General features: G+C 44.9%; 17 protein-coding genes. 4 read left to right on the top strand and 13 right to left on the bottom strand.

The window, feature by feature from the left end; all coding sequences use genetic code 11:
• Window positions 1–91 precede the first annotated feature (91 nt).
• From QUA20_RS05315 to rfbC, 4 genes are all read right to left on the bottom strand, one after another.
• Window positions 92–1,066 (bottom strand): glycosyltransferase family 2 protein, encoded by a 975-nt coding sequence (locus QUA20_RS05315; RefSeq protein WP_333186117.1) that lies wholly within the window; start codon window positions 1,064–1,066, stop codon window positions 92–94.
• Window positions 1,067–1,149: 83 nt separating this feature from the next.
• The gene (locus QUA20_RS05310; protein ID WP_333186114.1) at window positions 1,150–2,940 is read right to left on the bottom strand and encodes a hypothetical protein; all 1,791 of its coding nucleotides are present in this window, start codon (window positions 2,938–2,940) and stop codon (window positions 1,150–1,152) included.
• A gap of 194 nt (window positions 2,941–3,134) precedes the next feature.
• A complete protein-coding gene (rfbD, locus tag QUA20_RS05305) occupies window positions 3,135–4,007 on the bottom strand; it encodes a dTDP-4-dehydrorhamnose reductase (protein WP_333186111.1) in 873 nt (290 codons plus the stop codon).
• A gap of 2 nt (window positions 4,008–4,009) precedes the next feature.
• Window positions 4,010–4,555, bottom strand: coding sequence for a dTDP-4-dehydrorhamnose 3,5-epimerase (gene rfbC, locus QUA20_RS05300; RefSeq protein WP_333186110.1), 546 nt, complete (start codon window positions 4,553–4,555; stop codon window positions 4,010–4,012).
• A 49-nt stretch (window positions 4,556–4,604) separates the two neighbouring features.
• Here rfbC and QUA20_RS05295 point away from each other — a divergent pair, with 49 nt between their 5' ends.
• Window positions 4,605–5,294, top strand: coding sequence for a methyltransferase domain-containing protein (locus tag QUA20_RS05295; RefSeq protein WP_333186108.1), 690 nt, complete (start codon window positions 4,605–4,607; stop codon window positions 5,292–5,294).
• A gap of 84 nt (window positions 5,295–5,378) precedes the next feature.
• On the opposite strand, the gene QUA20_RS05290 is transcribed toward QUA20_RS05295, so the two are convergent.
• The 7 genes from QUA20_RS05290 to QUA20_RS05260 form a co-directional block, all read right to left on the bottom strand.
• Complete coding sequence (locus tag QUA20_RS05290) at window positions 5,379–6,443, bottom strand: NAD-dependent epimerase/dehydratase family protein (protein WP_333186105.1); 1,065 nt, start codon at window positions 6,441–6,443, stop codon at window positions 5,379–5,381.
• Entirely contained in the window at window positions 6,436–7,197 is a 762-nt protein-coding gene (locus QUA20_RS05285) for a glycosyltransferase (protein WP_172186408.1), read from the bottom strand. Before QUA20_RS05285 ends, QUA20_RS05290 begins: the two co-directional genes overlap by 8 nt.
• 3 nt (window positions 7,198–7,200) lie before the next feature.
• Window positions 7,201–9,033 (bottom strand): hypothetical protein, encoded by a 1,833-nt coding sequence (locus QUA20_RS05280; RefSeq protein WP_333186100.1) that lies wholly within the window; start codon window positions 9,031–9,033, stop codon window positions 7,201–7,203.
• 211 nt (window positions 9,034–9,244) lie between these two features.
• Window positions 9,245–11,251, bottom strand: a complete 2,007-nt coding sequence (locus QUA20_RS05275) for a chromosome partitioning protein ParA (protein WP_333186098.1) — start codon at window positions 11,249–11,251, stop codon at window positions 9,245–9,247.
• 52 nt (window positions 11,252–11,303) lie between these two features.
• Entirely contained in the window at window positions 11,304–14,312 is a 3,009-nt protein-coding gene (locus tag QUA20_RS05270; protein ID WP_333186094.1) for a peptidase domain-containing ABC transporter, read from the bottom strand.
• Window positions 14,313–14,445: 133 nt separating this feature from the next.
• Entirely contained in the window at window positions 14,446–15,195 is a 750-nt protein-coding gene (locus QUA20_RS05265; protein WP_333186091.1) for a peptidylprolyl isomerase, read from the bottom strand.
• 314 nt (window positions 15,196–15,509) lie between these two features.
• Entirely contained in the window at window positions 15,510–19,361 is a 3,852-nt protein-coding gene (locus QUA20_RS05260) for a glycosyltransferase (protein WP_333186088.1), read from the bottom strand.
• Window positions 19,362–19,721: 360 nt separating this feature from the next.
• On the opposite strand from QUA20_RS05260, the gene QUA20_RS05255 reads away from it, so the two are divergent.
• The 3 genes from QUA20_RS05255 (at window position 19,722) to QUA20_RS05245 (ending at window position 23,216) form a co-directional block, all read left to right on the top strand.
• Window positions 19,722–21,395 carry a methyltransferase domain-containing protein gene (locus QUA20_RS05255; protein ID WP_333186085.1) on the top strand — a complete coding sequence of 558 codons (1,674 nt, stop codon included), beginning with the start codon at window positions 19,722–19,724 and terminating at the stop codon, window positions 21,393–21,395.
• Between the two features lie 83 nt (window positions 21,396–21,478).
• Complete coding sequence (locus QUA20_RS05250; protein WP_333186083.1) at window positions 21,479–22,348, top strand: calcium-binding protein; 870 nt, start codon at window positions 21,479–21,481, stop codon at window positions 22,346–22,348.
• Window positions 22,349–22,388: 40 nt separating this feature from the next.
• Window positions 22,389–23,216, top strand: a complete 828-nt coding sequence (locus tag QUA20_RS05245) for a Uma2 family endonuclease (protein ID WP_333186081.1) — start codon at window positions 22,389–22,391, stop codon at window positions 23,214–23,216.
• Between the two features lie 12 nt (window positions 23,217–23,228).
• Here the strand turns inward: QUA20_RS05245 and QUA20_RS05240 are convergent, their stop codons facing one another.
• Window positions 23,229–24,035, bottom strand: coding sequence for an MOSC domain-containing protein (locus tag QUA20_RS05240; RefSeq protein ID WP_333186078.1), 807 nt, complete (start codon window positions 24,033–24,035; stop codon window positions 23,229–23,231).
• A 116-nt stretch (window positions 24,036–24,151) separates the two neighbouring features.
• Window positions 24,152–24,451 (bottom strand): putative quinol monooxygenase, encoded by a 300-nt coding sequence (locus QUA20_RS05235; RefSeq protein WP_333186076.1) that lies wholly within the window; start codon window positions 24,449–24,451, stop codon window positions 24,152–24,154.
• Between the last annotated feature and the right edge of the window lie 59 nt (window positions 24,452–24,510).

The raw sequence follows: 24,510 nt of genomic DNA, 5'->3' as shown, positions 1-24,510 counted from the left end.
ATTCTTGAAAACATCAGATATTTATTCAGTCTGGCGTTGCGCCGACTTTGTTTGTATAGAAGCGGTTTCAACCGCCGAATCTAATCTGCGGTTAAATATCAAAACCTGAATCATCAATAATTTCGCTAATTTGCTTGTCCACATAATCAGCATCTACATTCCGCGCCATCAACTCAGCTAAAATTCCCAAAGAAATCAACTGCACCGACAGAATTGTACACAAAATCCCAAAAAATAACAAAGGTCTATTGCCGATCGGCCCAAAATTCATCCCCGCCAAATTCAGAAACCAAATAACTATCAAATAACTCAGTGAAACAGTTCCAACCAAGCCAAAACACAATCCCAAACCCCCAAACAAATGACCCGGTTTGTGCAAATACTGCGTCGTGGCTAACACCGTCAACAAATCAATAAATCCCCGCGCATAACGTTCCCAGCCGTAATTAGATTTTCCGTGCTTTCGCGGATGATGTTCGACAACTACTTCCCCAATTTTAAACCCTAAATTGTTTGCTAAAGCCGGAATGTAGCGGTGCAATTCTCCGTACAATTTAATCGACTGCAAAACTTCCCTGCGGTAAGCTTTAAAACCGCAATTCATATCGTGCATTTGCACCCCAGTCAGCAAACACGCAACGGCATTAAACAGCTTGGAAGGTAAAGTTTTAGAAAGCGGGTCGTTCCGCTGTTTTCGCCAACCGGAAACTAAATCAAATCCCGATTCTAAATGATGTAAAAATTTGGGAATTTCAGCGGGATCATCCTGAAGGTCAGCATCGAGAGTAAAGATAATTGTCCCTGCTGCATTGCGAAATCCTGCCGAAAGTGCGGCGGATTTGCCAAAGTTGCGGCGCATTTTAATCGCTTTAATTAGTTTGGGATGTTGGCTGGCTAAATCTGTAATTTCTTGCCAGGAATAATCGCGGCTACCGTCATCTATGAAAATGACTTCGTAACTGTCAATTTCTGTTTGGAACATGACAAGTTGGATTTTGTCAAACAGCAATTTTAGGGTGGCTTCTTCGTTGTGAACTGGGATTACGAAGCTGAGATGTTTTGGCATAGGGCTATTCTATTTCATTTGTGTTGTCAATGAGATTTTTTTATTAACCGCAGAGGGCGCAGAGGAGGAGAAAGAGAGGTTTTTTAGTTTTTATTGATAACTTGGGAGTTTCGCAAGGCTACCCAACCTTCGCGGTTTTTAAATGAGGCATAGGCTGTCAATAATTTATCTGTTGGTGATGTTTGAATGTATCCTCTCCAAGCTGCGAATTCGTAGGAAGGGCCAAACAATTTAACTAAATCTGGGCGCGGAAATCCTGACATGGCAAAACCTCGAACGACATTTTCTTGGTTGAGAATGGCAATACATTTTACATTGTTTTCGGGGTCTCCTACCCACCCAATTACTCTCGCTGCTGTTGGTGCAAGTTTGGTGGCTGTATCAAAATATCCGGGTACTCCGTCTTTGGGTGCTGACAGTAAATTTGCGTCGATTTTTGTGTCTAATGCTGCACAGAAATTGTGTTTTTTGATGTCTCGGTTAAATGGCACTAGGTTGTTAGTTTTTAAGGCATCAATTAATCCGATAAAAGCGGCGGGTTTGTTGCCTACGCGGTCTTTAATTAACGTTACGTCAGTGATGCCTAATTGCAGTGATAATCCTACTAACGGTTGATAGGTTGCTCTGTGGGCGATCGCCATTGCAGTTTCGCCTCCCACCCCGTACATTAAAATAATCGCAACTGTGGCGACTGCAAACAGCGGTGTCAGCCAACGCCCTTGAATTCTTGGTGTTGGCTGCAACTCGCGCACCCACAATACTGTGAGGACAATTGTGCTCATCCAAAACAAGGCTGGAAGTGTGGCGTAGCGGGAAGCGGTGGCCTGTTCGACGCCAAATCCCGATCGACTAACCGCGGCCATTAGCGCCGTTTGCAGCGTGTAAAGTTGGATTGATAGCCAAGGCAGCCAATCCGGGCGATCGACCTTTTTTACAAATAGCCAATAACCCACAAAACCCGTCGCTGCCATCAAACCAATTATACCAATAATTGAAGCAACAATAATATTTTCGCTAAAAATTCCGCCGAGATAAGTGGGAATATATTCGAGAGTTTTGAGCGGGTTAATTTTAGTTAAAGAAGGGTGATGAGAAGGAGTTTTATAAGTTAAAAAATAAATGCCAATCACTCCAATCGAAGCAATGAAATACAAATAAGTTATTCGCCGAGGAAACCGCAGCACAACAGCAGCAGCACACAATATCGGCCACAAAGCTAAAGGAGTGCTGTAACTAATACAGCCTAAAACGCCAAAAACAATGCTGCCAATTACCCACTTATTTTGTTCCCATCCTCCGTTACCAGGCTCGGCTTTGGAATGAATATCCAGAGGCTCCGCCTCCCTCTTTCTTGACAAAAGCTTCACATAATATTGCAAACAAAATATCGAACAAATCACAAATAAATTAGCAATTATCCAGTGAACGCCGCTGAATCCCCGCATCCAATTGTGAGCCGCCGCCGGAGTAAAATTAAAAATAGAAATGCAAAGGAGTAGGGAGATAAATTGCAGGGGAAAACGCCTCAAATTTAACGGCAGCAGAGCGATTAAGACGTAACACTGAATCCAAGCCAAGAACCAGGCAACTAAACATAAACCAATATTTGAACCTTGGGTGACAACTATATTCAAGCCATAAATAATTGCCGGAATCAAGACAAAATGCTCGTTTGCTCGAAATATCCAATTAAAAGGATTTGTAGAGAAACCGTCTACTGAATAAAAATTCCACGTCATCCACCAATAATCAAAATTAGACAAGTCTCCCGCTTGGGATATCAAGTACAAAATATATGACGCTGGTATTAGAATGCCGAGAACTGATGCGGCAATTAAAATATATTGTTGCTTGATTTTCATGGATTCAGACATTGGGAGATTTTTAATTGGTAAGGGCGAGTTTAGGCGAGCAACTTAGAATATAACAGGTAACTCATGAACTAAACCCCCCCTCGCGTTTTGATTTTTCCTATTGAACTAGAAACCCGGTTTCTTCCTGTCTGTCTAGTCGTCAAACCAAAGATGGCGGGCTGAAACCGGGTTTCTTTCTGTGGGTAAATCTTATTTCATTTCACTTCTCTTGCCAGCATTTTTCTGAGTCCTTGCCGCCAGTGGGGAGGATGCGTACCCAAAAGTGCTGATATTTTCACCGTAGACAGAACCGAAAAAGCGGGGCGTTTTGCGGGTGTCGGATATTCGGCGGTGGTGATGGGAATTACGCGCTGAACTTTTAGGGGAAGGCCGAGTGTTGCTGCTTCCTCAAAAATGGCGATCGCAAAATCGTACCAACTACAAACACCGCTGTTAGTGTACTGGTAAGTGCCAAAATTTTTTGGTTGTATTTGAGGAATTATCTGCGAAATTGCCTCCGCTAAATCCCCAGTCCAAGTAGGACTTCCGATCTGATCGGCTACTACTCGAATTTCTTCTCTTTCCTTTCCCAACCTCAGCATGGTTTTGACAAAGTTGCCTTTGCCACCGTTGCCGTAAACCCACGCGGTTCTAATAATAATATGTCGGTTTCCCGCTTTCCGAATTGCTTCCTCGCCTGCTAATTTCGATTTCCCGTAAGTTCCCAGCGGGTTCGTAGAATCTGTTTCCAAATAAGCAGAACCGTGGCTGCCGTCAAATACATAATCAGTAGAAAAGTGAATCAAACTTGCTCCCAGTTTTTCGCATTCTTCTGCAAAAAATCCCGGGGCAATACCGTTGACTGCGTGTGCTAATTCTGGTTCACTTTCCGCTTTGTCTACCGCAGTGTAAGCACCAGAATTGACGACTAAATCCGGTTGAATTTCAGCCATTGCTTGACGTATGCTTTCGGGTTGGGATAAATCGAGGCGAGTGCGATCGAGCGCAATAACATCTCCCGAAGATAATAAAATCGGCTGCAATTCTTGAGCTAGCTGTCCGCTGCCGCCTGCAAGTAAAATTTTCATGATCAAAACACTTGAGCTGTTTTCAACGTTTGTCCAGCTTGGTCTTTAGCTGATAAGATTGGTTGGGCACCATCTAGCGGCCAGTCGATCGCCAAATCGGGGTCATTCCACAGGATACACCGCTCGTGTGCCGGTGCATAGTAGTCTGTAGTTTTATACAAAACTTCAGCCGTCTCCGAAACCACTAAAAAACCGTGAGCAAATCCCGCCGGAACCCAAAATTGCCGTTTATTTTCTGCACTCACCAAACAGCCAACCCACTGCCCAAAAGTCGGCGAACTTTTTCTAATGTCCACCGCTACATCAAAGATTTCGCCAGCCACTACCCGCAGCAATTTGCCTTGAGGCTGCTGCATTTGGTAGTGCAAACCGCGCAGCACATTTTTAGAGGATTTGGAATGATTGTCTTGAACAAATTCGGCCGTCACGCCTGTTTTTTCGACAAAAGCTTTGTGATTGAAACTCTCAAAAAAGAAACCGCGATCGTCTCCGAAAATTTTCGGCTCAATTATCAAAACTTCCGCGATTTCGGTAGATATAACATTCATAGTTAGCTGTGAAAGTGATAAACTCATACTCTGTCTATGCTATTTTACTATGAAAGCCGACGCATATCTCAAAAAATTGTACGCCAATCGATTTGATTCCCGACAAATACAAGCAAAAGTGGCACTCTGGAAAGTTTTAATTGATGAGTTTTTACAAGATTATGTTCCTCCCCAATCAACTGTTTTAGATATTGGCGGCGGCTACTGCGAGTTTATAAATCAAATTAGGGCTGAAAAAAAATATTTGATTGACCTCAATCCAGATTCAAAGTTATTTGCCAATCCTGATGTAAAAGTGCTGAACATTGATGTTTTAACTTTTGACGAGAAACCAGCTTTTAGCGAAGAATTTGATCGGATATTTATCTCTAACTTTTTTGAACATCTCCGCAATAAAGAAGAACTAATCCAAATTATCTCATTTTGTTTTGAGGCCCTTAAGCCAGGGGGTTCTCTCTTAGTTGTCCAACCAAATTTCAAATATTCTTTCAAAGAGTATTACGATTTTATCGATCATCAATTACCCATTACCCACTTATCGCTGCAAGAACTGTTACAAACCGTCGGCTTTGAAATCGACCTAATTATACCGAGATTTTTACCATTTTCGACCAAAGGCAGACCGGCATCGCCCTGGCTTTTAAAATTTTACTTAAAATTGCCTTTTTTGTGGCAATTTTTGGGAGGCCAAATGTTTGTTAAAGCATCGAAACAAAACCAGAGAGGTAGAGACTCATGACACGCATTTCCCGTCAGATGCAGGCAGAGCGATACATCTGCGTTTATCCGCGTTTATCCGCCTGCATCTGCGGTTAAAAAATCCCTACAAAATCGAACTTAAAACCACCTCATTAGCAGCAATCCAATCATAAATATCCTGCAAAGCCGCTTCCGGCCCAATAAGAGGCTGCCACCCTGTTTTCTCCATCACCCTAGAAGAATCAGTAATAAAAATCGGAATATCCCCCGCGCGTTCCTCCAAAACAGGAGGAATCGGAATCGATTTCCCCGTAATCTTTTGGCACAAATCAGTTGTCTCAACCAAAGAAAGACTGTTGCTCAAACCGCCGCCAACATTAAAAACTTCACCATCTAATTTGGAAAAATTTTCTAACTGATAATTAACTAACCTCAACAAATCTTCAACGTGCAGTAAATCCCTAACCTGCTTGCCGCTGCCACCAAAACCGATATAACTCAGCGACTTTTGAAAATAGTGAGCCGCCACCCACAAACCGCAAACTCCCTGATCGACTTTACCCATTTGCCAAGCCCCGGTAATCAACCCGCAGCGGTTAATAATTGCCGGCACGTTGTATGCTTCCCTGTACTCCTCAATCAGCAATTCTGAAGCTAATTTAGTTGCTCCGTAAAGCGAACGGTGTCCTTTTAAAGGGAAGTCTTCTGATATGCCCAACTCGGATATGCCGGGTAAAGTTTGCTCGGGGGCGATCGCAAATCTATTCGGCAACTCTAACAGCTTAACAGACTTGACACTGGCGATCGGATACACCCGGCTCGTAGACAAAAACAGCAAACTCGCACCCGTTTGTCTCGCCAACTCCAAAACATTCACAGTGCCTAGTAAATTCGTTTGCAAAACGTACTGTGGCGAACTAAAACCAGCCAGCACAGAAGGTTCCGCAGCACAATCTATAATGCAGTCAGCATTCAGTGCAACTGGATCTAAATCTGCCGCTGTGCGAATATCCCCGTAAACAAACTGAATCCCGCAACTTTTAAGCCGAGGCAGATTCAATTCTGAACCCCGGCGGCGCAGGTTATCTAAACAAATTATTTGCCATTCTGGGTGCAGTTTCTTCAGGCCAATTGCCAAACAACTGCCGATGAAACCCGCCCCGCCCACAATTAAAATTCTCTCAGGCATTCACTTTTAATTTTGCTATCTTTCTAGTCCGGTGGTAGTCGCCGCGAGAGAGATGTTTTTCGAGCCAGACATACAAGACAATAAACAAATACCGACTCCCCATCTCTTTTATTTTCAGTTTAGAAATGCCGGCAGTCCGATTGTACCATCTCAGAGGAATCACCGTATAGGAAAAACCCCGAACAATTGCTTTTAAAGGCAGTTCCACTGTCAAATTAAAATGATGGCTCAAAATCGGTTGCACGCCTTCAATTACTTCTCTGCGGTAAATTTTAAAAGCATTGGTGACATCGCTGTACCGCAAGCCGAAAATACTTTTGACAAACCAGTTTGCTAAGCGGTTAATTGCTAACTTGTGAATTGGATAATCAACTATAAAGCCGCCTTTGATAAAGCGGGAACCGAAAACGCAATCATATCCTTCTTGCAACTTGCGGTATCCTGCTACCAAATCTATCGGATCGTCTGAAGCATCCGCCATCACAATTGCCACAGCATCTCCGTCAAATTCCGCCAATCCCCGGCGCACGGCAAATCCGAAACCGTTGGGAGGTTGATTGTTGATGTATCTAACTGTGGGAAAAGTCTCTGACAACTCCTGGCAAATATCAATAGTTCGATCGACACTATTGTCATTCACAATCAAAATTTCGTGCGGAATGCCTTCTAAATCAAGCGTCTGGGCGATCGCCCGCACAGTACCGTACAAGCAGCCCTCCTCATTGTGGGCTGGTATAATCACAGAAATTTTCACTCCTCATCCTCCGCGCAACTGGACAAACTGGTTGTCAACAGGATTATACACCCAAGCTTTAATTTCGGTTTGGGCGATCGGCAAATTATTATCCGACAAATCAACCGCCCACCTTGCATTGTTGTACAACTCAGATTTTAAACTCTTAGCGATGTCGGGACTGTCCAAATTTACATAAGCGTTAGCAAAAAAAGATTGTTTATCGCCGACAGATAGCAGTACAATATTCGGCTGTTTCAAATTTCCTGGCAAAACCGCCCAACCGGAAGCCTTGACAGCAGCATTTTTCTTGAGAGTCACCGATTTTTCGCTGGTTTGAGGTTTCTCTAAATAGCCGTAAACTTTCTCGGTATTAGAAATAAACTCTACATTTTTCGCAAACTTTTTCCAACCTATTTTGTCGATAATTGCCGCGCCTTCTCTCACCAGCCAAGTTTTTTTGCTCAGCACCCTCAAACAGCTTTCCGGCGAATTCTCAAAAAAATCAGACTGTTCCAGATAGTTAATTAACTGCAAACAATCTTGAGCGCCTTGTTTGTAAAGAAGTGCCGATCGAGATTGGGCGATCGCCTGCTGAGAGTTAACAATAATTGTAGCAATTAACAGCCCTGCCAACATCCGATAAAAAAAATTGTAGTTGTGGTTTAACGTTGCTTTAGTTTCTTGATATTTACCTCGGACAAACAATTGCCCTAGCTGAACCAAAGCAATTAACAGCAAAATCGAATTCGTCGTATATCTCGACGATTCGAGCGCCTGAATCGCCCCAAATTCCGCCCTGCCAGCAGTAATAAACAGAGCCGATAAAACAGAAAAAAAACCTATTGACAGCCAAGGTAAAGCCTCGTGATTTTCACTAATATTATTCCTATTTGTCATTAGGAGGTACGAAGCAATCGCTGGGGCTGGAGATTGCTTTCCAGGGCGCGCAATGACGAAGAAATAGAATCCCAAAAATAAGAAAATTGCAAATATTAGCAAGCCAACCAGTGCAGAAATACCCGGAAAACGTACAAGTGGTGAACCCAACAAACTCAAAAAATAATCAATCACCACAAGTGGCTTGCTCAACAATGAAATAATACTTGCTTTCCGGCTGGGATGATAATCAATTGAGTAAACAGCACAAGTTGCCACAAACAGCAGCATCCATACAATAATTCTTTTTCGTTTCTGCACGGTATTTCCTTCTAAAGCCGCTACAGCCGGAATTGCTGCTAACCAAGAAAGCAAACCTTGGGCTAGGGAAAAACTAGCAATAAAGCAGAAGACAGCAGCTATAGAGATTCTAATATTAGGCAATAATTTGTGATTTGAAACCAGCGCATAAACCGCAGCTACAAAACACAAATTTACAAAAAACCACGCTAATTGAAATCCCCAAAGCCAGTTTTCATACTGAACTAGGGAACACACCAAAATACAAGTTAAAATATTAGCTAAATGCCACAAATCATCCCCAACCTTCTTAACTTGCATCGAGGATAACTTGTACATAGCGATAAAAGTTATCGCAGCCAAACCTATGCTGGCACACAACTGATAATTAATATTCCATCGGGAAGCAAAAGCCAGCACCGCAATAATTATTTTCGGGAACACTATGCGGTGATTGCTGTGCAAAGCCCAAAAATCGTTAAAAGTTACATTTCCCTGAGCTATTTTCTCAAAAAGGCTAGCTAACCTCCACTCGTCATCAACGGGAACGTTAACGCTAAAATTCGCTACAAATCCGATTAATAACAGGACAGGAATCAGGTATAGAGTAAATAAAATAAATTTTTTCATTAATGCGCGATCGATTGCAGCCACAATTTTATACCAAGCTGCGCTCAATTTTTCTTTTAAGTAGGTCGCTCTAATTCTACTCGTTACCAGGCAGAGCCTGGTAACCCCGGGAGGATCTGCCTCCCATTTTCATGAAAGCTTGCGAGGCAGATCCTCTGGACATGGGTTCCCTGGCTCTTCCAGGGAACCAGTTACAATTAGTCCCCCTCTGCTGGGACTTTGGTTTTGTAGTAGCGAATTCTGTTCGCCTCGAATCAACCTACTTAACAGTCTTGAACGTATCCAGTTTCCCAGTAAATCGGTTGATAAACATCTGCAAAACAGTCCGCTTGCCGATATTAATATTAGAACTCACGGACATTCCAGACTGCAAACCAACCTCCACTTCATTTGCCTTGCCCTTGTTCAAAACAAACTTCTGATTCTTGAGCTTAATTTTGGTTTTGAAAGCGTAGTATTTCCGCAGTTCAGTAGGAGGCTCAGCATCGCTGCTAATCTCTTTCACTTCACCCTCAGCAGTACCAAACTCCATAGCCGGGAAAGCTTCCACATTCACTTCCACAGGCACGCATTGGTATTTCGTCAAACCCAGTTTCTCTCTGTTAACTTCCTTCTCAGGACACACGCAACTTTTACCCTTTTCGCAATCAATCTTTTCTCCATCTAATTGTTTGCCGTGATATGGCTCCAATTTTTCCCGCTTCTGTCTCAAAGCATCCAATACCAGAGCCACATTGCTGTTTTCCAGGTAAACAACTGCTTCCAGACCGTTTTCGTCATCCAGAACCTTGAGTAGCTTTTCAGTTTGCTGCGCTTCGTAATAAGCTTCTTCGCATCGTTGTGGGCGCGGTTCGCCCGGTTTCAGCACCGAATTAATAATGGATTGGCATATCGGATCTTTCGCCATATCCAACTTAGCATTCTCCTTCTTAGAAGGTTTCAAATCGAAGATAACGCCCGATACCGGAGCCTTCATAACTTGAGTGTCGCGGGTTTGCTGCGCTTTTTCAAGTTGAGCATTGATTTCTGATAGCTTTTTCAGGTTTTCTACCTTGAAGCGACTTAGCTGAGAATCGCTGCTGGCAATTTGTTTCTCGTTTTCAGCAATTTTGGTGTAAAGTTCTTTTGCCCAGGAATCCTTGGTGTTTTTCAACTGTTCTTCGGCGCGGCTGATGGACTCCTGAAGGCGCGCTTGCTCTCCTTGCTGGCGCTGTATTTCAGCACTAATTTTTTGGATGTCACCTTGACGCGCGTTAATTTCACCTCGGCGCGTATTTATCTCACCTCGGCGCGTGTTAATTTCGCCTTTGCGGGCGTTAATTTCACCTTCGCGCTGCTTGATTTGATCTTGCTGTTTGAGAACGTCGCTTTGTCCTCTGAAAACATCTTGTTCCTGTTTTTCTTTTTGCAGTTCAGCGATCGCTCCTTGCTCCACCAGAGGGCCGAGTCTGCCTAGAATGTTTTGATTCGACTTCAATACTTGTTGGGATTTGGCTAACTGTTCGTCCGCCAAATCTCTCTGAGCCAGGGCAGATTTTACTTGCTCTTGCGAAGAACTTAACTGCTGCTGAGCATAATTTAATTGGTTCTGGGCAAAACCCAGTTGTTGCTGTGCTACGGTCATTTGATCGCCTGCGGCTTTCTCAGCATCCTGAGCTTGCTTCAGTTGTTTTTCCAACTCCTGAACTTGTCCTTGGGCTGCGGCTACGCGAGACAAAAATTCCGATCGATAATTAACATAAAGCCCTTGCTGAGCAGCATCAAAATTTCCGCTCGCTCCCCGATTGAGGTACAGCTCGTCAATCAAAGCTTGCAGCACTTGATTTTGTGCCGTGAGGCTCTGTCTGTCTTTGATAGTTGATTCTAGGCTTGAAGGAATAGGGCCTTGAATTTTGCCGTTAACCACATCTTCGTAAAATTTGTTTTCCTTTTCCAGAGCCTCTTTAGTTTTCTTAACAGAAGTTAAATCAGCACTGGATGCAAGGGGGTTAAAAGTGAGCAAAGGCTGGTTTTTTTCTACCCGATCGCCATTTTCAACGTGAACTCTCACCACAGCTCCTGTAGCAGGTGCTTGGATGTCTCTAGCACCATCTTTGAGTTCTAATTGGCCGATAGCGGGGACAGCTTGCTCTACGCTAGCAAAATAAGCCCAAACTACAGCAGAAGTGGTCATCAGCATGATCATCCACAAAAACAAGTGCGACCAAATCGCTGGTTTTTCGAGAATGACTGGTTGCTCAGAAAGTATTAACGATTTCATAGCCATTTGTTAGTTCTCAGTTGTTAATTGTTAGCGATCGGTTGTGAGTTGTTAGAGATCAGGTATTCGATGACTCTTGTTGTTGGAAGAGGCAGTAGTAACGCCCTTTAAGAGCCATTAATTCTTTATGAGTTCCCCGCTCGACTACAGAACCTTGATCCATCATAATAATTACATCAGCGTTTTGGATGGTAGTCAGGCGGTGAGTAATGAAAAACACCGTGCGGCCGGCGAAAGCTTCTGCTAAGTTATTGCAAACTTGGCGTTCGGAATGGTAGTCGAGGGCGCTTGTAGCTTCGTCCAAAATCAGCAGTTTCGGGTTTTGCAAAATCGTGCGGGCGATCGCCAAACGCTGCCTTTGACCCCCAGAAAGCGACGAACCCCGCTCTCCGACGATCGTATTGTACCCAGCAGGCAAGCCCATAATAAAATCGTGAGCCACCGCTAGTTTCGCAGCTCGCACAATCTCATCGGTACTCGCATCGGGATTGCTCAGAGCAATATTTTCCTGTACCGAGCAGTTAAACAGCAAAGTATCTTGCAGCACCACCCCAAGTTGGCTGCGCAGCGAATATAATTCCACCTTGGCAATGTCGTACCCGTCAATAAAAATCCGGCCCGACAGCGGCGGATAAAGACGCTGTAACAGCTTCATCGCCGTACTTTTCCCGGAACCGCTTCCTCCCACAATTCCCACAAAACTGCCAGCGGGAAATTCCAAATTCACATTCGCCAGTTGCAGCGGCCCGCTTTCGAGAAATCTGAAGGAAACCTCCTCATAGGTAACCTGCCCTTGAATTGCCGGCAGCGGGATATTGCTGCGGTCTTCATCGCTGGTTTCCGTCGGCGTATCGACCACATCCTTAAGCATATCGATCGACATCGAGACTTCTTGGAAACTCTGCCACACGCTCACAAAACGCAGCAGCGAACCTGTCACGTTCCCGGAAATAATTCGGAAAGCAATCAACTGACCCAAAGTAATTTCATTTCCCAGTACCAAATAAGCTCCCACCCACAACTGAGCTAAGTTACCCACCTGGTTTAAAAAGCTGCTAATCGTACCCGCCGCAGTCCCCGTGATAATTGTTTTAAAACTGGCTGTAATGTATTTTGCGTAGCGGCTCGACCATTCCCAGCGGGATTTCAATTCAATATTTTGAGCCTTAACAGTTTGAATCCCGCTGACTACTTCCACTAAATAAGATTGAGAGTCAGCAAAACGGTTGTTTCTCTGTTTGATCAGGCGCAGCACCAGCGGATTGATTAGAACAATCATCAGCCCCAGTATCGGTACCACTGCCAAAGATACTGCCGTTAGCTGCACGCTGTAGGAGAGCATCACGGCGACGTAAACCACCGAAAATACCGCATCGAGAACCACTGTCAGAGCTGTACTCGTCATGAATTCCCGAATCTGACCCATCATGCTGAATTTGTAAACCAGATCTCCCACGCGCCGGTTGTCAAAGTAATTTTGGGGCAGCCGGAGCAAGTGGTCGATTACCTCCGCACTCAATTTGACATCGATGCGGTTTGAGGTATCTATAAACAAAAAGGTACGCAAACCGTTGAGCAGTCCTTCAAACAGAGCAACACCTAATAGAAATGCTCCCAAAATATCCAAGGTGTCAATGCTGCGCTGACCTAAGACTTTATCAATAATTACTTGGCTGATTAATGGGTTGGCAAGACCAAATAACTGTACAAAAAACGAAGCGAGCAACACCTCAAAAAACACTGTCTTGTGTTCCATGAGGGCCGGCACAAACCACCAGAAGCTGAACTGCTCTTTTTGTTCGACTTGCGGAGCTTGCAGCAGCAGGACTTCTCCTGATTCTCCCCAAATTTCTTTAAACTGAGGTATCCGCTTCCGCATCAGCCCCTGTTCGGGCGTGGCAATCACCAATTCTTGCTCGGTGATGCTGTAAATAATGGCAAAGCTATCTTGCCATTTAATCATTACGGGGGCTTTGATGCGGTTGATGGCTTCTGCTGGCACTTGCGCCAATTGAGGCGTGAGGCCGATGCTTTGGGCGATCGCCCCGCAGGCTTGCATACTGATAGAACCAGCAGTTTTTAACTGATTTTCTAGAACTTTGCGGATGATATCTCGACGAAATTTGAGGCCGAAATACTTGCTCAACATCTGGAAGCAAGCTAGCGGGCTGTCAATCTGCCCTTTGGCGCGGAAAACTGGGTATCTCGCCGCATCCTTTGGTTGGTCGGTTTTGGGTTCTGGGGGACGGTCTGGGCCGGGTAGAACCTCAATTAATTTTCCGCCGGGCGGCTTCTGCCCCAAGCCTGCTGTATCTGTCGTGCCATTTAATGGGTCTGTTTCGGGTTGGGGTTCTGGGGGTTCCCGGAAGCCGACTAAGCGGGCGCCGAGGCGACCTTCTATTTTTAAGGATTTGGCTGCGTTTTCCACTGAGAAGCGGCTGCCGGTGGGAAAGTCGCCCAAGACGCCGCTGCTGACGAGCCAAATTCGATCGGCATCTAGCTCTTTGGCGATGTCTTGAGTTTTTTTGTTGCCGTTTGGCACGTTGACAACTGTCGCATCTTGCCAAGCTTGCAGGGTGAGTTCCTTGAGATTGGAAGTGCCGTCTGCTTGGCGCTGCAACTCCAGGCTCAACAGTTCAAATACTTCGCTCAAGGAACAGTGTTCGCGAAAAGCTTCTCCAAATGTCGGCTGTTTTTCCAGTACGCTCAGGAAATCTTCGGCAGGTAGGACGATCGCGATCACATCTGTAGAAGCGATGGCGGTTTCGCAGGGAACTCCCCTGAGCAAGCCAGCCCAGCCGAGAATTTCCTGCGACTGCACCAACCGCAAACTTACGTGACGCTGCGAGCGCTGGTCAAAGCCCAGCAGCCGGGCCTGGCCTTGATAGATAATTGCCACCTGAGTCGGCATTTTTTCCCGTTCAAACAGCGGTTGCCCCGTCCGGTAGCCGAGGAGTTGGCATTTAGCCACCAAGGCTGACAGAGCCGTCTCAGAGAGTCGGTCAAAGGGAGGTGTTTTAGCTAGGAAATCCTGAATCTGGGAGAGGGAAACAGCGGAAGAAGTCATCCGATTTTAGATTTTAGATTTTAGATTTTAGATTTGAATCCACAGATGAATCCGGAGGCTTTTTGTCAAGATGCTACGCTTTTTAAAGTCTCCACGGGTAAATCCGGGGGCCCCAGAGCAAAATTGCTTTCGGTCATGATATTGAAGACACGGAAGAGAGGGGCTGTAGCGGGCCTATTTGCGATATCTGTTCGGCGAGCCAGCTTTCAAAGAGTTCGTTAATCAAGTGCAGCCGCATCGATTCATCGAGCTGGGCCGGCATGAACTTTTCTAGTCGAATAATTACCATCCATTCTGCCAGAGGACGCGGCGTCCAGAGTTGATTTGGCTGGCTGACGGACAAAAGTTTGCTGATTGCCGGGTGGGGCTGGCTGAGGGGTACAGGGCCCAACAAGCCGCCGGACTTGGACTCCGGCCCTTCGGAAAAGTCGCGGGCCACTTCAGCAAAGGTTTGTTCCCCTTCGAGGATGCGAAAGTAAAGTTCGTTTGCCAGTGCTGGATTTTTGGTGCGCACCAGGGAATAGACTACGTGGTCTAGGCTGGCTTTGCGGGTTAAAAAATAATTATCTACTTTAGGTCTCCAAGTGGCTTGCTTAAATTTTTCGATCAGCAAGGGCCTAACGGCCATCTCTTGAAGTTCTTCTTCCGTCATGTTTTGGCTGCGCAGCCAAGCTTCTTTGGCTTCGGGGGCGGTCAGTTGGTGTTGTGCCAGAAAGTTCTCGACGGCGGATTGGCGTTCTTCGTCGCTGCAACTAAAGGATGCGATCGCTTGGTCTACTATTACACCCCGCAAGAATTGTGGCATCAACTGGTACCGCTTCAGGAGCGATGGCATATCCTGAGCTTGCAGTAATTTATCGCCTATTTGAAAAAGTCCTGTCATTTTTTTATCTCCAACTGACTTGCGCTTCCCCTTTTAATTTAGCTGTGGCAGGAAAAGAGCGACAACCACTAACCCCTCGATTCCCCGATGATAGCAGACCGTCAGCGGGCTAGCGCTATTGCTGTCTATTTCTTGACGCTCTGCCTAGCGAGGGGTTCCCCGCGTGTCTCAGAATGGTAGTGGAATAAGGTGAGAGTGGGATCGGGCGAGAGTGGAAAAATCTTTCTTCTGCCATCTTCCTTCTTATCTCAACATCCATCCGTTAAATCCGTTAAAACCCGTATACTGCTTCGTCGCCGAACTTCCTTCTTCCTTCACTCTCGGAATAGTCTTTCAAACAGTGTTCCGAGTTGGGTCGAGCAAGCGCGACTGTCGAGATACTTAGGGTTTGCCGCCATTTTTTGCTGGATTCGATCGCGGTAGTGCCGGCGCAGTTCTGGGTTGATCCCCAGTGCTATGCTGAGCTCTAAATAAGAGTTCTCGCTGTTTGCTACCAGTTCCGGAATTAGCAGTTCTTCGAGCACTGCGGATGATTGTCGCGATCGAGTTGTTTGCCCTTTTCTTACCACTACAGGCAACCCTGCCAACAGCGGTTCTGCTAAGGAGCAGGCACTGCTGTATGGATAGGTGTCTAAATATATATCAGCCAATTCCAGACATTTTATGCAATCTGCGCGAGATGGCAGCGCTTTAATTACAACTAAGCGCTTTTTGTCAATGCCAAATTCCGCAAATAGCGATCGAATTTGTTTGTAAAAAAGTACCGTCGGATAGTTTTCATTGCGGGAACTAAAGGGATACAAAACTAAAAGAGAATTCGGTACGGCAGCAATAATTTTTGCCCAAGTTTTTCTCAATTCTGGGATAATTGTAAAAGCTTGAGCGCCTGACATGAACACTACAGATTCGTCGGTGGCTCCCCAACTCCTGCGAGTCGGTTCAACGGTCGCAGGTGCTGATGCTACAGTATAGCTTAAACAAACTCCCGAGCCTTTTAAAGTAATTAATTTTTCGCGATACTCTGCAGCAGCACCTGCGGGCAATGTCAAATCTCCGGCAATAAAATAATCGATATTTCGGCAGCCGGTAGTGGCGGGGGTTGATGCACCAGTAGCTATTTGCACTCGCGCTAGCCGGTGCAGGCACAGCAGGGCGCTTGGTTGGGCAGTGTCGGTAGTATTGGTGCAGATTAGCAGAATATCTAAATCGTGCGATCGAATTTCTCGGACTTGATTTGGCAAATCTTCTGACAGTTGCACCAGTTTGTCGGCGCAATTTTCGCAATATTTCCCCAGTCGCTCGTCTTGTACCTGGGAATGGTACACGATAATTTCAAATTTGCTTCTGTCTAAATATTCAAAACTCGCAATTGCAGCACGAGTCTCGGATTTATCATTAATTTTATCTAGTAAAAAACCGACTCTAATTTTAGTTATTTCAGATTTTATATTAGCATAATTCCAGTCTATTTGACAGCCGATATTTTTCAAATGATATTCCAAAATATCAGCTCGCTGGGTCAATATATCGAACAAATTTGCCTCGCTCAAGTACAAAGCTTTGAAGCTAACATTTTGCGTCATAAATGCCGCTAAATAACGCCAAACTTCCGCATCGGGAAAACTGGCGATATTAGCAGCGACGTACTTGATTAGCTGCTGGAAATATTCAGAGTACCTTTCAACTTCCCACTTTTCTTGCAAATAACTGGGAGACTGAAATAAGAATGTCAGAAAATCGTCAAAAAACCACTGGGGAATCGCTGCATTTTTATACTCTAGCGGCAACTGATAAGCGTCGCAGTACAGCATCGCTGCGAGGGTATATTGAATCTTATCGGCAATTTCCCCTCCTTCAGCAAGTTTCGAGGATAACTGCTGGACAAAACTTTGTTCTGACGCAGTTAAAGTTTCATTTTTGAGACCGCTATCTAGTAGCAACTTATGAGCTTGCCCAGCTTCTTGCGAGTAAGCACTTTCTAATTTTTCCGCTGGCCAATTCAGCCAATTTGTAGCTATTTCTTGGCGGTATTGCCGCAGTTGCGCGAGAAAAGACTGGTTTGAGGGCGATTTTTTGTACTGTTCAACCAGTGCTGACAAGTCAGATATACGAGGCTGGGTTCTTAATGCCAATTTGTGGCGAATTGTCTGTTTGATTTGTTTATTCAGGAAACTGTAATCAGGACTATTTAGTAGTTTATTGTAAAATCTGACTACATCCTTATGATTTTCCCCAGCAGCAAAGTTTTTCCAAGTTTGTTGTTCGGGATGAATCCGCAGTGACGACAGTTTTTCGTCTACAAATCCGATGTGATAATTCCCCATGATCCGCCACCACATATCTAAGTCTACATACTGAGATAATCCCGAATCAAATAATCCTATTTCGGTAAAAACTCGGGCCGCAATTAAGACGGTACTCGGTTCGCCAATTTTGTTGATGGGGTTGCTCAAGCAGTTAGTATCTGCCAGTAATTCTTTTCCTGGCTGAATAGATTTTAAATTCGACCAACTTTTATGCAAATCTTTAATTGATTGGGAAGCTCTCCGCAAAATCGGGTTAGATTCATCTTCAGCTATGGTGATGCCGCGCGGGGAGAAAACCATACCTATTTTTGAGTTTTGCTGAGCGACTGCAACCATTTTTTCAATACATTCTGGTGCTAGCAAGTCGTCTTGAAAGAGAAATTTAATGTATTGACCTTTTGCTTGGGATATGCAAAAGTTCCAGTTTTGTGATAAGCCGTAGTTGCGGTGCAGTACGATGCGGAAATCGACTGAGGTTTGTAATTGGAATGATTGGGCGATCGCAATTGTGCGGTCTGTGGAGCCGTCGTCGGATATAATCAGTTCTATGTTAGCGTAGGTTTGGGCCAAAGCACTTTTGATTGCTTCCCCAATAAATGCTTCTCCGTTGTATGTCGGAATGCAAATGCTAACCTTCGGCTGCTCGTTTGGCAGTTCTCCTTTTGATTGACTTTGTTGCTGAGATGGCGACAAGTTAGCCCTAAATTTTGCAGAGTTCGCTTTGGCAGTTCCTGACAGAGGTATGCTTTGAAACTTATCGGTAATCTCGGCAATATATTCGAGACGTTTTCTAATTTTATTCCCTGTAACTTGCGGGTTGAGTAAAGTCTTAATTTCCTCAGCAGCTATCGCTCCAATTTGTTTAGCTTCCCGGTAATTGTTGAAGACGTACCGCATTAAATCAGCAGCGTGTTCGACATCCGCTTCAGCCCAAACATTGCCTTTTTTGTAAGGCCCGCAATCTTTCTCAATTGGGATTAACTTATACTTGACTAAATAGCTGTTGCCGACATTCATAAATTCTGTATTTGATGAATAGCCGGTGGCAATTACGGGTTTGCCGTAAAACATGGCTTCAGCCATTGTTAAGCCAAATCCTTCGCAGCGGTGCAGGGATAGATAACAGTCGCAATTGTACAGCAAACCGTTAATTTCATCTTTGGACAAATACCCGTCTAGATGTTTGATATTTGAAGAATTTTCTAGGGCAGAATTTAACAATTTTTGCTGATCAAGATTTTTGTCGGAGTTGGAAGATTTGAGAATTAACAATAGGCGGTCATCTTCGCCAAAAGCTTGTTTAAATGCTTGAATGGCAGCTAAAGGATTTTTGCGCTCGATGCGGCTGGAAAAGTCGAACACAAACAAGAAAATAAATTTATCTTTAGGTAAATTCAGTGCTTCTCTGCTAAGAGATGGTGCGGGGAGAGCAATACTGGGCATGATTTTGATAACGGGAATTGGCGAGATTGCGGAAATTGCCTCGGCGCAATAGTTGCTATAAGTCCATATTTCGTGAAAGTGATTAAATGCTGGCTGCCATTCAGGGGGAAATGCGGGAAGTTCCCAGGCCCAAAAGCCGATATTGTATTTGTTTTCAAAATAGCTGGAATCTGTATGTTTGATAAATGTTGCAACTTCATCTGCGTTGACTTGAATTAAGTTTACGGGATGGGGATTGTCTTGGCTAAAGTTTTGATAGGTGGTGTCTTTTTTGCGGTGGGGACTGCGGGTAAAATTGTTGATATTGAAAGGAATGTTGGCGGCTTCTGTGGCTCTGATGTTGGCTCGGACACCTTCTCCTATGCCAAATTCGCCGCTGATGTAGCCGGCGATGTTAATTCCTAGGTTTGAGTTCATAGTTTATAATGTATTCAGCAAATTGTTGGGTTGATTTTTGGGAAAAAAGCCGAATTAATTGAGATGCTCAATCGCGCTAAATGAGGGTATGGGTTGAGAATAAATTATAATTTTGCTCAATATTTGCTAAGATATAGCAATCCTTGCAGGATGGGTGAATAAGATTAAATGAACCGCAGAGGGCGCAGAGGAAGAGAAGAGAGGGAAGAGAAAGAGTTGGCAACAGAAAATTTGGTGCTTGACAAATGTGCCGATCGCTATTGTATACTGGCATCGCAATGCTAACCTTCGGCTGGTCGTCTGTTGGCATGGGTTGCTCGGTTTTATTTTACGATAAACTAATCAGGAATTTTAGAGAAAGTGATCGATCGCGCCAACCACGACCTGTTGAAGCTGCTACCGCCGGATGCTAAAGTCATTGTTGAAATTGGCTGCGGTACGGGTTCGACAGGCGAACAGTACAAGCTGATCAATCCCCATTGTCAGTATATTGGCATTGAATGCGATCGAGAAAAAGCTAAAATTGCGGTTGATCGGCTAAACTGGGTGACGGTAGCAAATATAGAAGAAATTTCCATCGAAAGTCTCGACATCGCTCCAGGAACCGTCGATTGTTTGCTTTTTGGCGACTTGCTACCCTACCTCAAAAATCCCTGGGATATCCTCAAGCAGTACAGTGCTTTGCTGAATCGAGAGGGGCAAATTCTCGCTAGAATCCCCAATGTTCAATACTGGCGGCGAATTGTCAATCTGCTGCGGGGACATTGGGAAAATGCCGACAGCAAGATGCAGCACTGGTTTACTCTAGAAAGTATTAAATCACTATTTGCTCAAGCCGGATTGCAGGTTTATGAATTTCAAGGAAAGGGACACAAAACCGAAAATTTTGTCCGCTTTCAGGAATTGCTGCATCCAATGGTAAAGGCTTTAGAGCTCACATCAAGCAGTTTTGCTACGGAAACAGGTGCTGAATATTATATCGTGCGATCGACCAAATCGACCGTACCTGCGCGCAGACTGCTGATTCAGACTATCATTATGGCTCCTACAGGGTGCGATCGCGTGCGAGTTTTGGAACCGGACAAATTTAGCGCCACAATTCCCGGTGTCCGCACCGTATCCGGCGTGAAAGCAGCAGAATTAATTCCGCCACTGTCTGGAGAAGAAAAAGTCTTCATCTGGCAGCGGACAATCATGCAATATCCCGGCTATATTCCCCAACTCAAAGAACTGCTGCAACAAGACTATTTAATAGTAGCTGAAATTGACGATAATCCCGTCCGCCGCCGCGAATACGCCGACAATAATTACCTCAGCTATCGCGGCTGTCACTGCGTTCAAACTTCTACAGAACCCCTCGCAAAAATTTTGCGGCACTACAATCCCAATGTGGCCGTATTTCCCAATCAATTAGCTTATCTACCTCCGCCGCGAATTTATCCGGCAGAAGATACAGTCACAATTTTTTTTGGTGCGCTAAACCGCGAAAAAGATTGGCAGCCGATTATGCCAGCGTTAAATCGAGTTTTAGTCGCACACAAACACCAGATTCGAGTTAAAGTAATCCACGACCGCAGATTTTTTGAAGCTTTAAAAATACAGCAAAAAGAATTTGAACCATTTTGCAGTTACGAACGGTATCAAGAAATTATGTACAGTTGCGATATCGCTCTGTTGCCGCTCGTTTCCAACCCGGTTAACGAAATGAAATCCGACTTAAAATTTATTGAATGTGCAGCGCGGGGAGTAGCGGTGCTGGCAAGTCCCACCGTGTACGAACATTCGATTGTCGAAGGTGAAACCGGATTGATTTATAGATATGAAAAAGAGTTTGAGATTAAGCTAAATTCGCTGATTTCTGACACTTCTATGCGTCGGAAAATAGCCGCGAATGCTTACGAATGGGTGCGCGACAACCGCTTGCTGTGCGGACACTACCGGCAGCGACGAGATTGGTACTTACAAATGCGGGACGAGTTGCCGCGTTTAAATGCTGAGTTGCGCGATCGCCTGCCGGAGTTATTTGGTGGCTAAATGCGGTAAGATTTATAGGGTTATTGTGCGCTCGTTCTGTTTAATTGTTTAATTGTTTAATTTTTAATTGTTACTCCACACCAATGCGAATTCTATTCACTATTGCTCACTTTTACAATCCCAGCGGCGACGGGAAACACGCTTCCCAGCGAAATGAACCGCAACCGCGACTAAATGCTTTAACCGCTTCCGTGACATCGCTGCAAGCTTTGTACGGCAAATCTCAGTCGATGATTGACATTCGCGAATGTGCAACTATCCCTGCCAATCAATCTCAACAGCATGAAATTGACATTGTTGTTTGCACTACTCAAGGCTATCATCTGTTGCCTCAACTGCCAGTGCAGCCCAGATCTTTTATGCACCACCCTACAAAATGCGAACCGCTGCTGTTGGGTTTTGAGTGTCAAGCAGTTTTGCGAGCGTGTCTCGACAAATACGATTATTTCTGTTACTTGGAAGATGATTTAGTTCTGCATGACCCGTGGTTTTTTAGTAAATTAAAGTGGTTTACACATCACGGGGGAAATGGGAATTTGCTGCAACCTAATCGCTATGAAATATCGCCTCAAGGGGCTGTTTTTAAAGCATATGTTGATGGTTATTTAGCGGAAACAGCTACTGCTAAGTTTCAAAATGTGGAGGAGCATCGGCAGTTAATGGGAAAAATAATGGAACAAACAATCGCTTTTGAGCGGGCTTTAAATCCTCATTCCGGCTGCTATTTTTTGAATGCGGATCAGATGGCACACTGGGCTAAGCAGTCTCATTTTTTGGACAGGGATACTAGCTTTATCGGCCCGCTGGAAAGTGCGGCGACTTTAGGAATTATGCGGACTTTTAGAGTTTATAAGTCCACTCCTGCTTATGCTAATTTTTTGGAAATTCAACATTTTGGAGCGAGTTTTCTGAAGTTGATTGGTAATAAGGTAAGGGTGCCGGAAGCAGGATGAGTTAAGATATTCAGGTAAGCTGCAATACTTGAGAGGTAGCATGAACCAGGCAACCGAAAAGATTGTCCTTCCCTCTCCCTTCCCCGACCACACTCAACTGCCAGAGGAAGATGGCACTTTCGTGAAGAATTTTCAGGAGCGTCCCCAGAGCATTATTTTGACTGATTCTATTGGGTCGGTATTGCAACGGCTTCATCCCGATGGGCAATATGCTATAGGGCAAGACTGTGGCATATATTGGCGAGAAACAGACCCGCAAGAAAAGGGAGCAGAAGCTCCTGATTGGTTCTACGTGCCGAACGTGCCACCAAGACTAGGAAATCAGATTCGTCGCTCTTACGTGCTGTGGCGGGAATTCATGGCTCCGATGATTGCTTTGGAGTTCGCATCGGGAGACGGTTCACAAGAGCGAGACACAACGCCGTTATCGTACTCAGAAGTCGAATCGGCGCCAAGACCTGGGAAGTTTTGGGTCTATGAGCGGATCGTGCGGATTCCGTATTATGGCATCTATGAGATCAATAGTGGCAGGCTGGAGGTTTACAGCCTGAACAATGGGTTTTACCAGCAGTTGCTTCCGAACTCGCGCGGTCATTATCCGATCGCGCCAATGGGCGTAGAATTAGGACTGTGGCAAGGCAGTTATCAAAACCAGACAATGCTGTGGCTGCGGTGGTGGGATAGCGAGGGCAATTTGCTGCTGACAGGTACAGAACGAGCTTCCTTAGCAGAGCAGGCTTTGAGTACAGAAGCCCAAGCGCGGCGGGATGCCATCCCTCGGTTGTTGGCAATGGGATTGAATACAGAGCAAGTGGCAGAAGCGCTGAGTTTATCAGTAGAAGAAGTTAGGCAGCATTCACAATCTTAAGGTTGCTTTTTATTAATCAGAAGTCAAAACATCGCCGATTTTAACTGTGCCGCTGTTGATAATTTTGGCTAAAACTCCAGTTTGTGCGTGACCGAATTCCTTTTGGAGTAAACTCAGTAGGGAAATATCCCGATCGCCCGTTTCGGGATTCACTTCTATATTGACACAGCGACCGATTCGTGCTGTAACTTGTATGCGCGCCGTGCCTAATTGAAACTGTTTTCCGATCAACTCAAATTCTGACCAAGCTGCCATACCTTCTAGCACAATGTTCGGGCGAAATCGACCCACGTCTATGTTTTGAAGAGCAATTTCTGTTAATTGGTCTAATGTGGCTTGACTGAGTAAAGAAATGTGTACGGGTTCTCGATCGGGATAACGAGTTTCGCCGCTGCTGTCGCCGACTAATTGCAAAGGTGCAAGCTGCGGATGTCTCGCTTCTTTTGTGGGTTGAATTGCGGCCAGATATTCGGTGAAAAAAGTGCCGATGCGATCGCGCCCCGCTGCTGTGTTCGTTTCTGCTGATAACACTGCAACTCCTTGACGCTGGACTGTTAAAACGGCCGTTTCCGGTTGATAATGACATTCTAAAGCTGCTAACAGAGGCCAATCATTTTGGACGGCAAAATGTTTTTTGCTCATCCAAGGGACATTTTGGACGGGCATCTTTGCAGCTTCAATATTATCTGCAAACATGAGAGCAAAAGCTCGATCGCCCTTAATTCCGTGTCCGGCTGTTAAAGCAAACTCCGACATTTCTTGCGGTGTCAGCCCTTTAATTGGATAAGTGAATAACTGTTTTATGGTTGCTAATGTCATAAAATTTTCCGAAGTTACTACAATTTTAACTCTCACTCTTTTCCCCCCTTATTAAGGAGGGCTAGGGGGGTCGAAGCTAATTCAAAAACCTTAATAAAATTGCTATAAAAACCCGATTAAGCTAGCAATTCATAGCGGCGGATATCTGGAGGCCCAACAGCCAAACCGTCTAATTTCTGCACAGCGTCTTGAATGTGATCTGAACCGAGATGTAGTTCGAGCAAAGCTGCACTTTCCCACTCTTCAACAAACGTAAAATCTGTGGGATCGGCTTGATTTTGCAGGAGTTCGTATTTGATGCAGCCTTTTTCTTTGCGAGTTGGCTCCATAATGCTCAGCAGCAGAGATTTAAGTTCTGCTACTTTGTCGGGAAAGGCAGCGAGGCGGGCGACTACTCGCAAGGTTGTTTTGGACATAGGAGAAAAAAGAAACAGATATGACAATCGAATTGACCGCTTGCTATGAGGCAAACTCA

The sequence above is a fragment of the Microcoleus sp. Pol7_A1 genome (assembly GCF_036701085.1).
Classification (GTDB): Bacteria; Cyanobacteriota; Cyanobacteriia; order Cyanobacteriales; family Microcoleaceae; genus Microcoleus; species Microcoleus asticus.
This window is presented reverse-complemented; position numbering and strand designations above follow the sequence as displayed.

Bases quoted from the DNA above. Each gene is read 5' to 3' on its own strand.
- QUA20_RS05260 (WP_333186088.1), bottom strand. From the start codon at position 19,361: ATGAACTCAAACCTAGGAATTAACATCGCCGGCTACATCAGCGGCGAA.
- QUA20_RS05310 (WP_333186114.1), bottom strand. From the start codon at position 2,940: ATGTCTGAATCCATGAAAATCAAGCAACAATATATTTTAATTGCCGCA.
- QUA20_RS05240 (WP_333186078.1), bottom strand. From the start codon at position 24,035: ATGACATTAGCAACCATAAAACAGTTATTCACTTATCCAATTAAAGGG.
- QUA20_RS05265 (WP_333186091.1), bottom strand. From the start codon at position 15,195: ATGACAGGACTTTTTCAAATAGGCGATAAATTACTGCAAGCTCAGGAT.
- QUA20_RS05290 (WP_333186105.1), bottom strand. From the start codon at position 6,443: ATGCCTGAGAGAATTTTAATTGTGGGCGGGGCGGGTTTCATCGGCAGT.
- QUA20_RS05295 (WP_333186108.1), top strand. From the start codon at position 4,605: ATGAAAGCCGACGCATATCTCAAAAAATTGTACGCCAATCGATTTGAT.
- QUA20_RS05270 (WP_333186094.1), bottom strand. From the start codon at position 14,312: ATGACTTCTTCCGCTGTTTCCCTCTCCCAGATTCAGGATTTCCTAGCT.
- rfbC (WP_333186110.1), bottom strand. From the start codon at position 4,555: ATGAATGTTATATCTACCGAAATCGCGGAAGTTTTGATAATTGAGCCG.
- QUA20_RS05245 (WP_333186081.1), top strand. From the start codon at position 22,389: ATGAACCAGGCAACCGAAAAGATTGTCCTTCCCTCTCCCTTCCCCGAC.
- QUA20_RS05235 (WP_333186076.1), bottom strand. From the start codon at position 24,451: ATGTCCAAAACAACCTTGCGAGTAGTCGCCCGCCTCGCTGCCTTTCCC.
- rfbD (WP_333186111.1), bottom strand. From the start codon at position 4,007: ATGAAAATTTTACTTGCAGGCGGCAGCGGACAGCTAGCTCAAGAATTG.
- QUA20_RS05250 (WP_333186083.1), top strand. From the start codon at position 21,479: ATGCGAATTCTATTCACTATTGCTCACTTTTACAATCCCAGCGGCGAC.
- QUA20_RS05275 (WP_333186098.1), bottom strand. From the start codon at position 11,251: ATGGCTATGAAATCGTTAATACTTTCTGAGCAACCAGTCATTCTCGAA.
- QUA20_RS05315 (WP_333186117.1), bottom strand. From the start codon at position 1,066: ATGCCAAAACATCTCAGCTTCGTAATCCCAGTTCACAACGAAGAAGCC.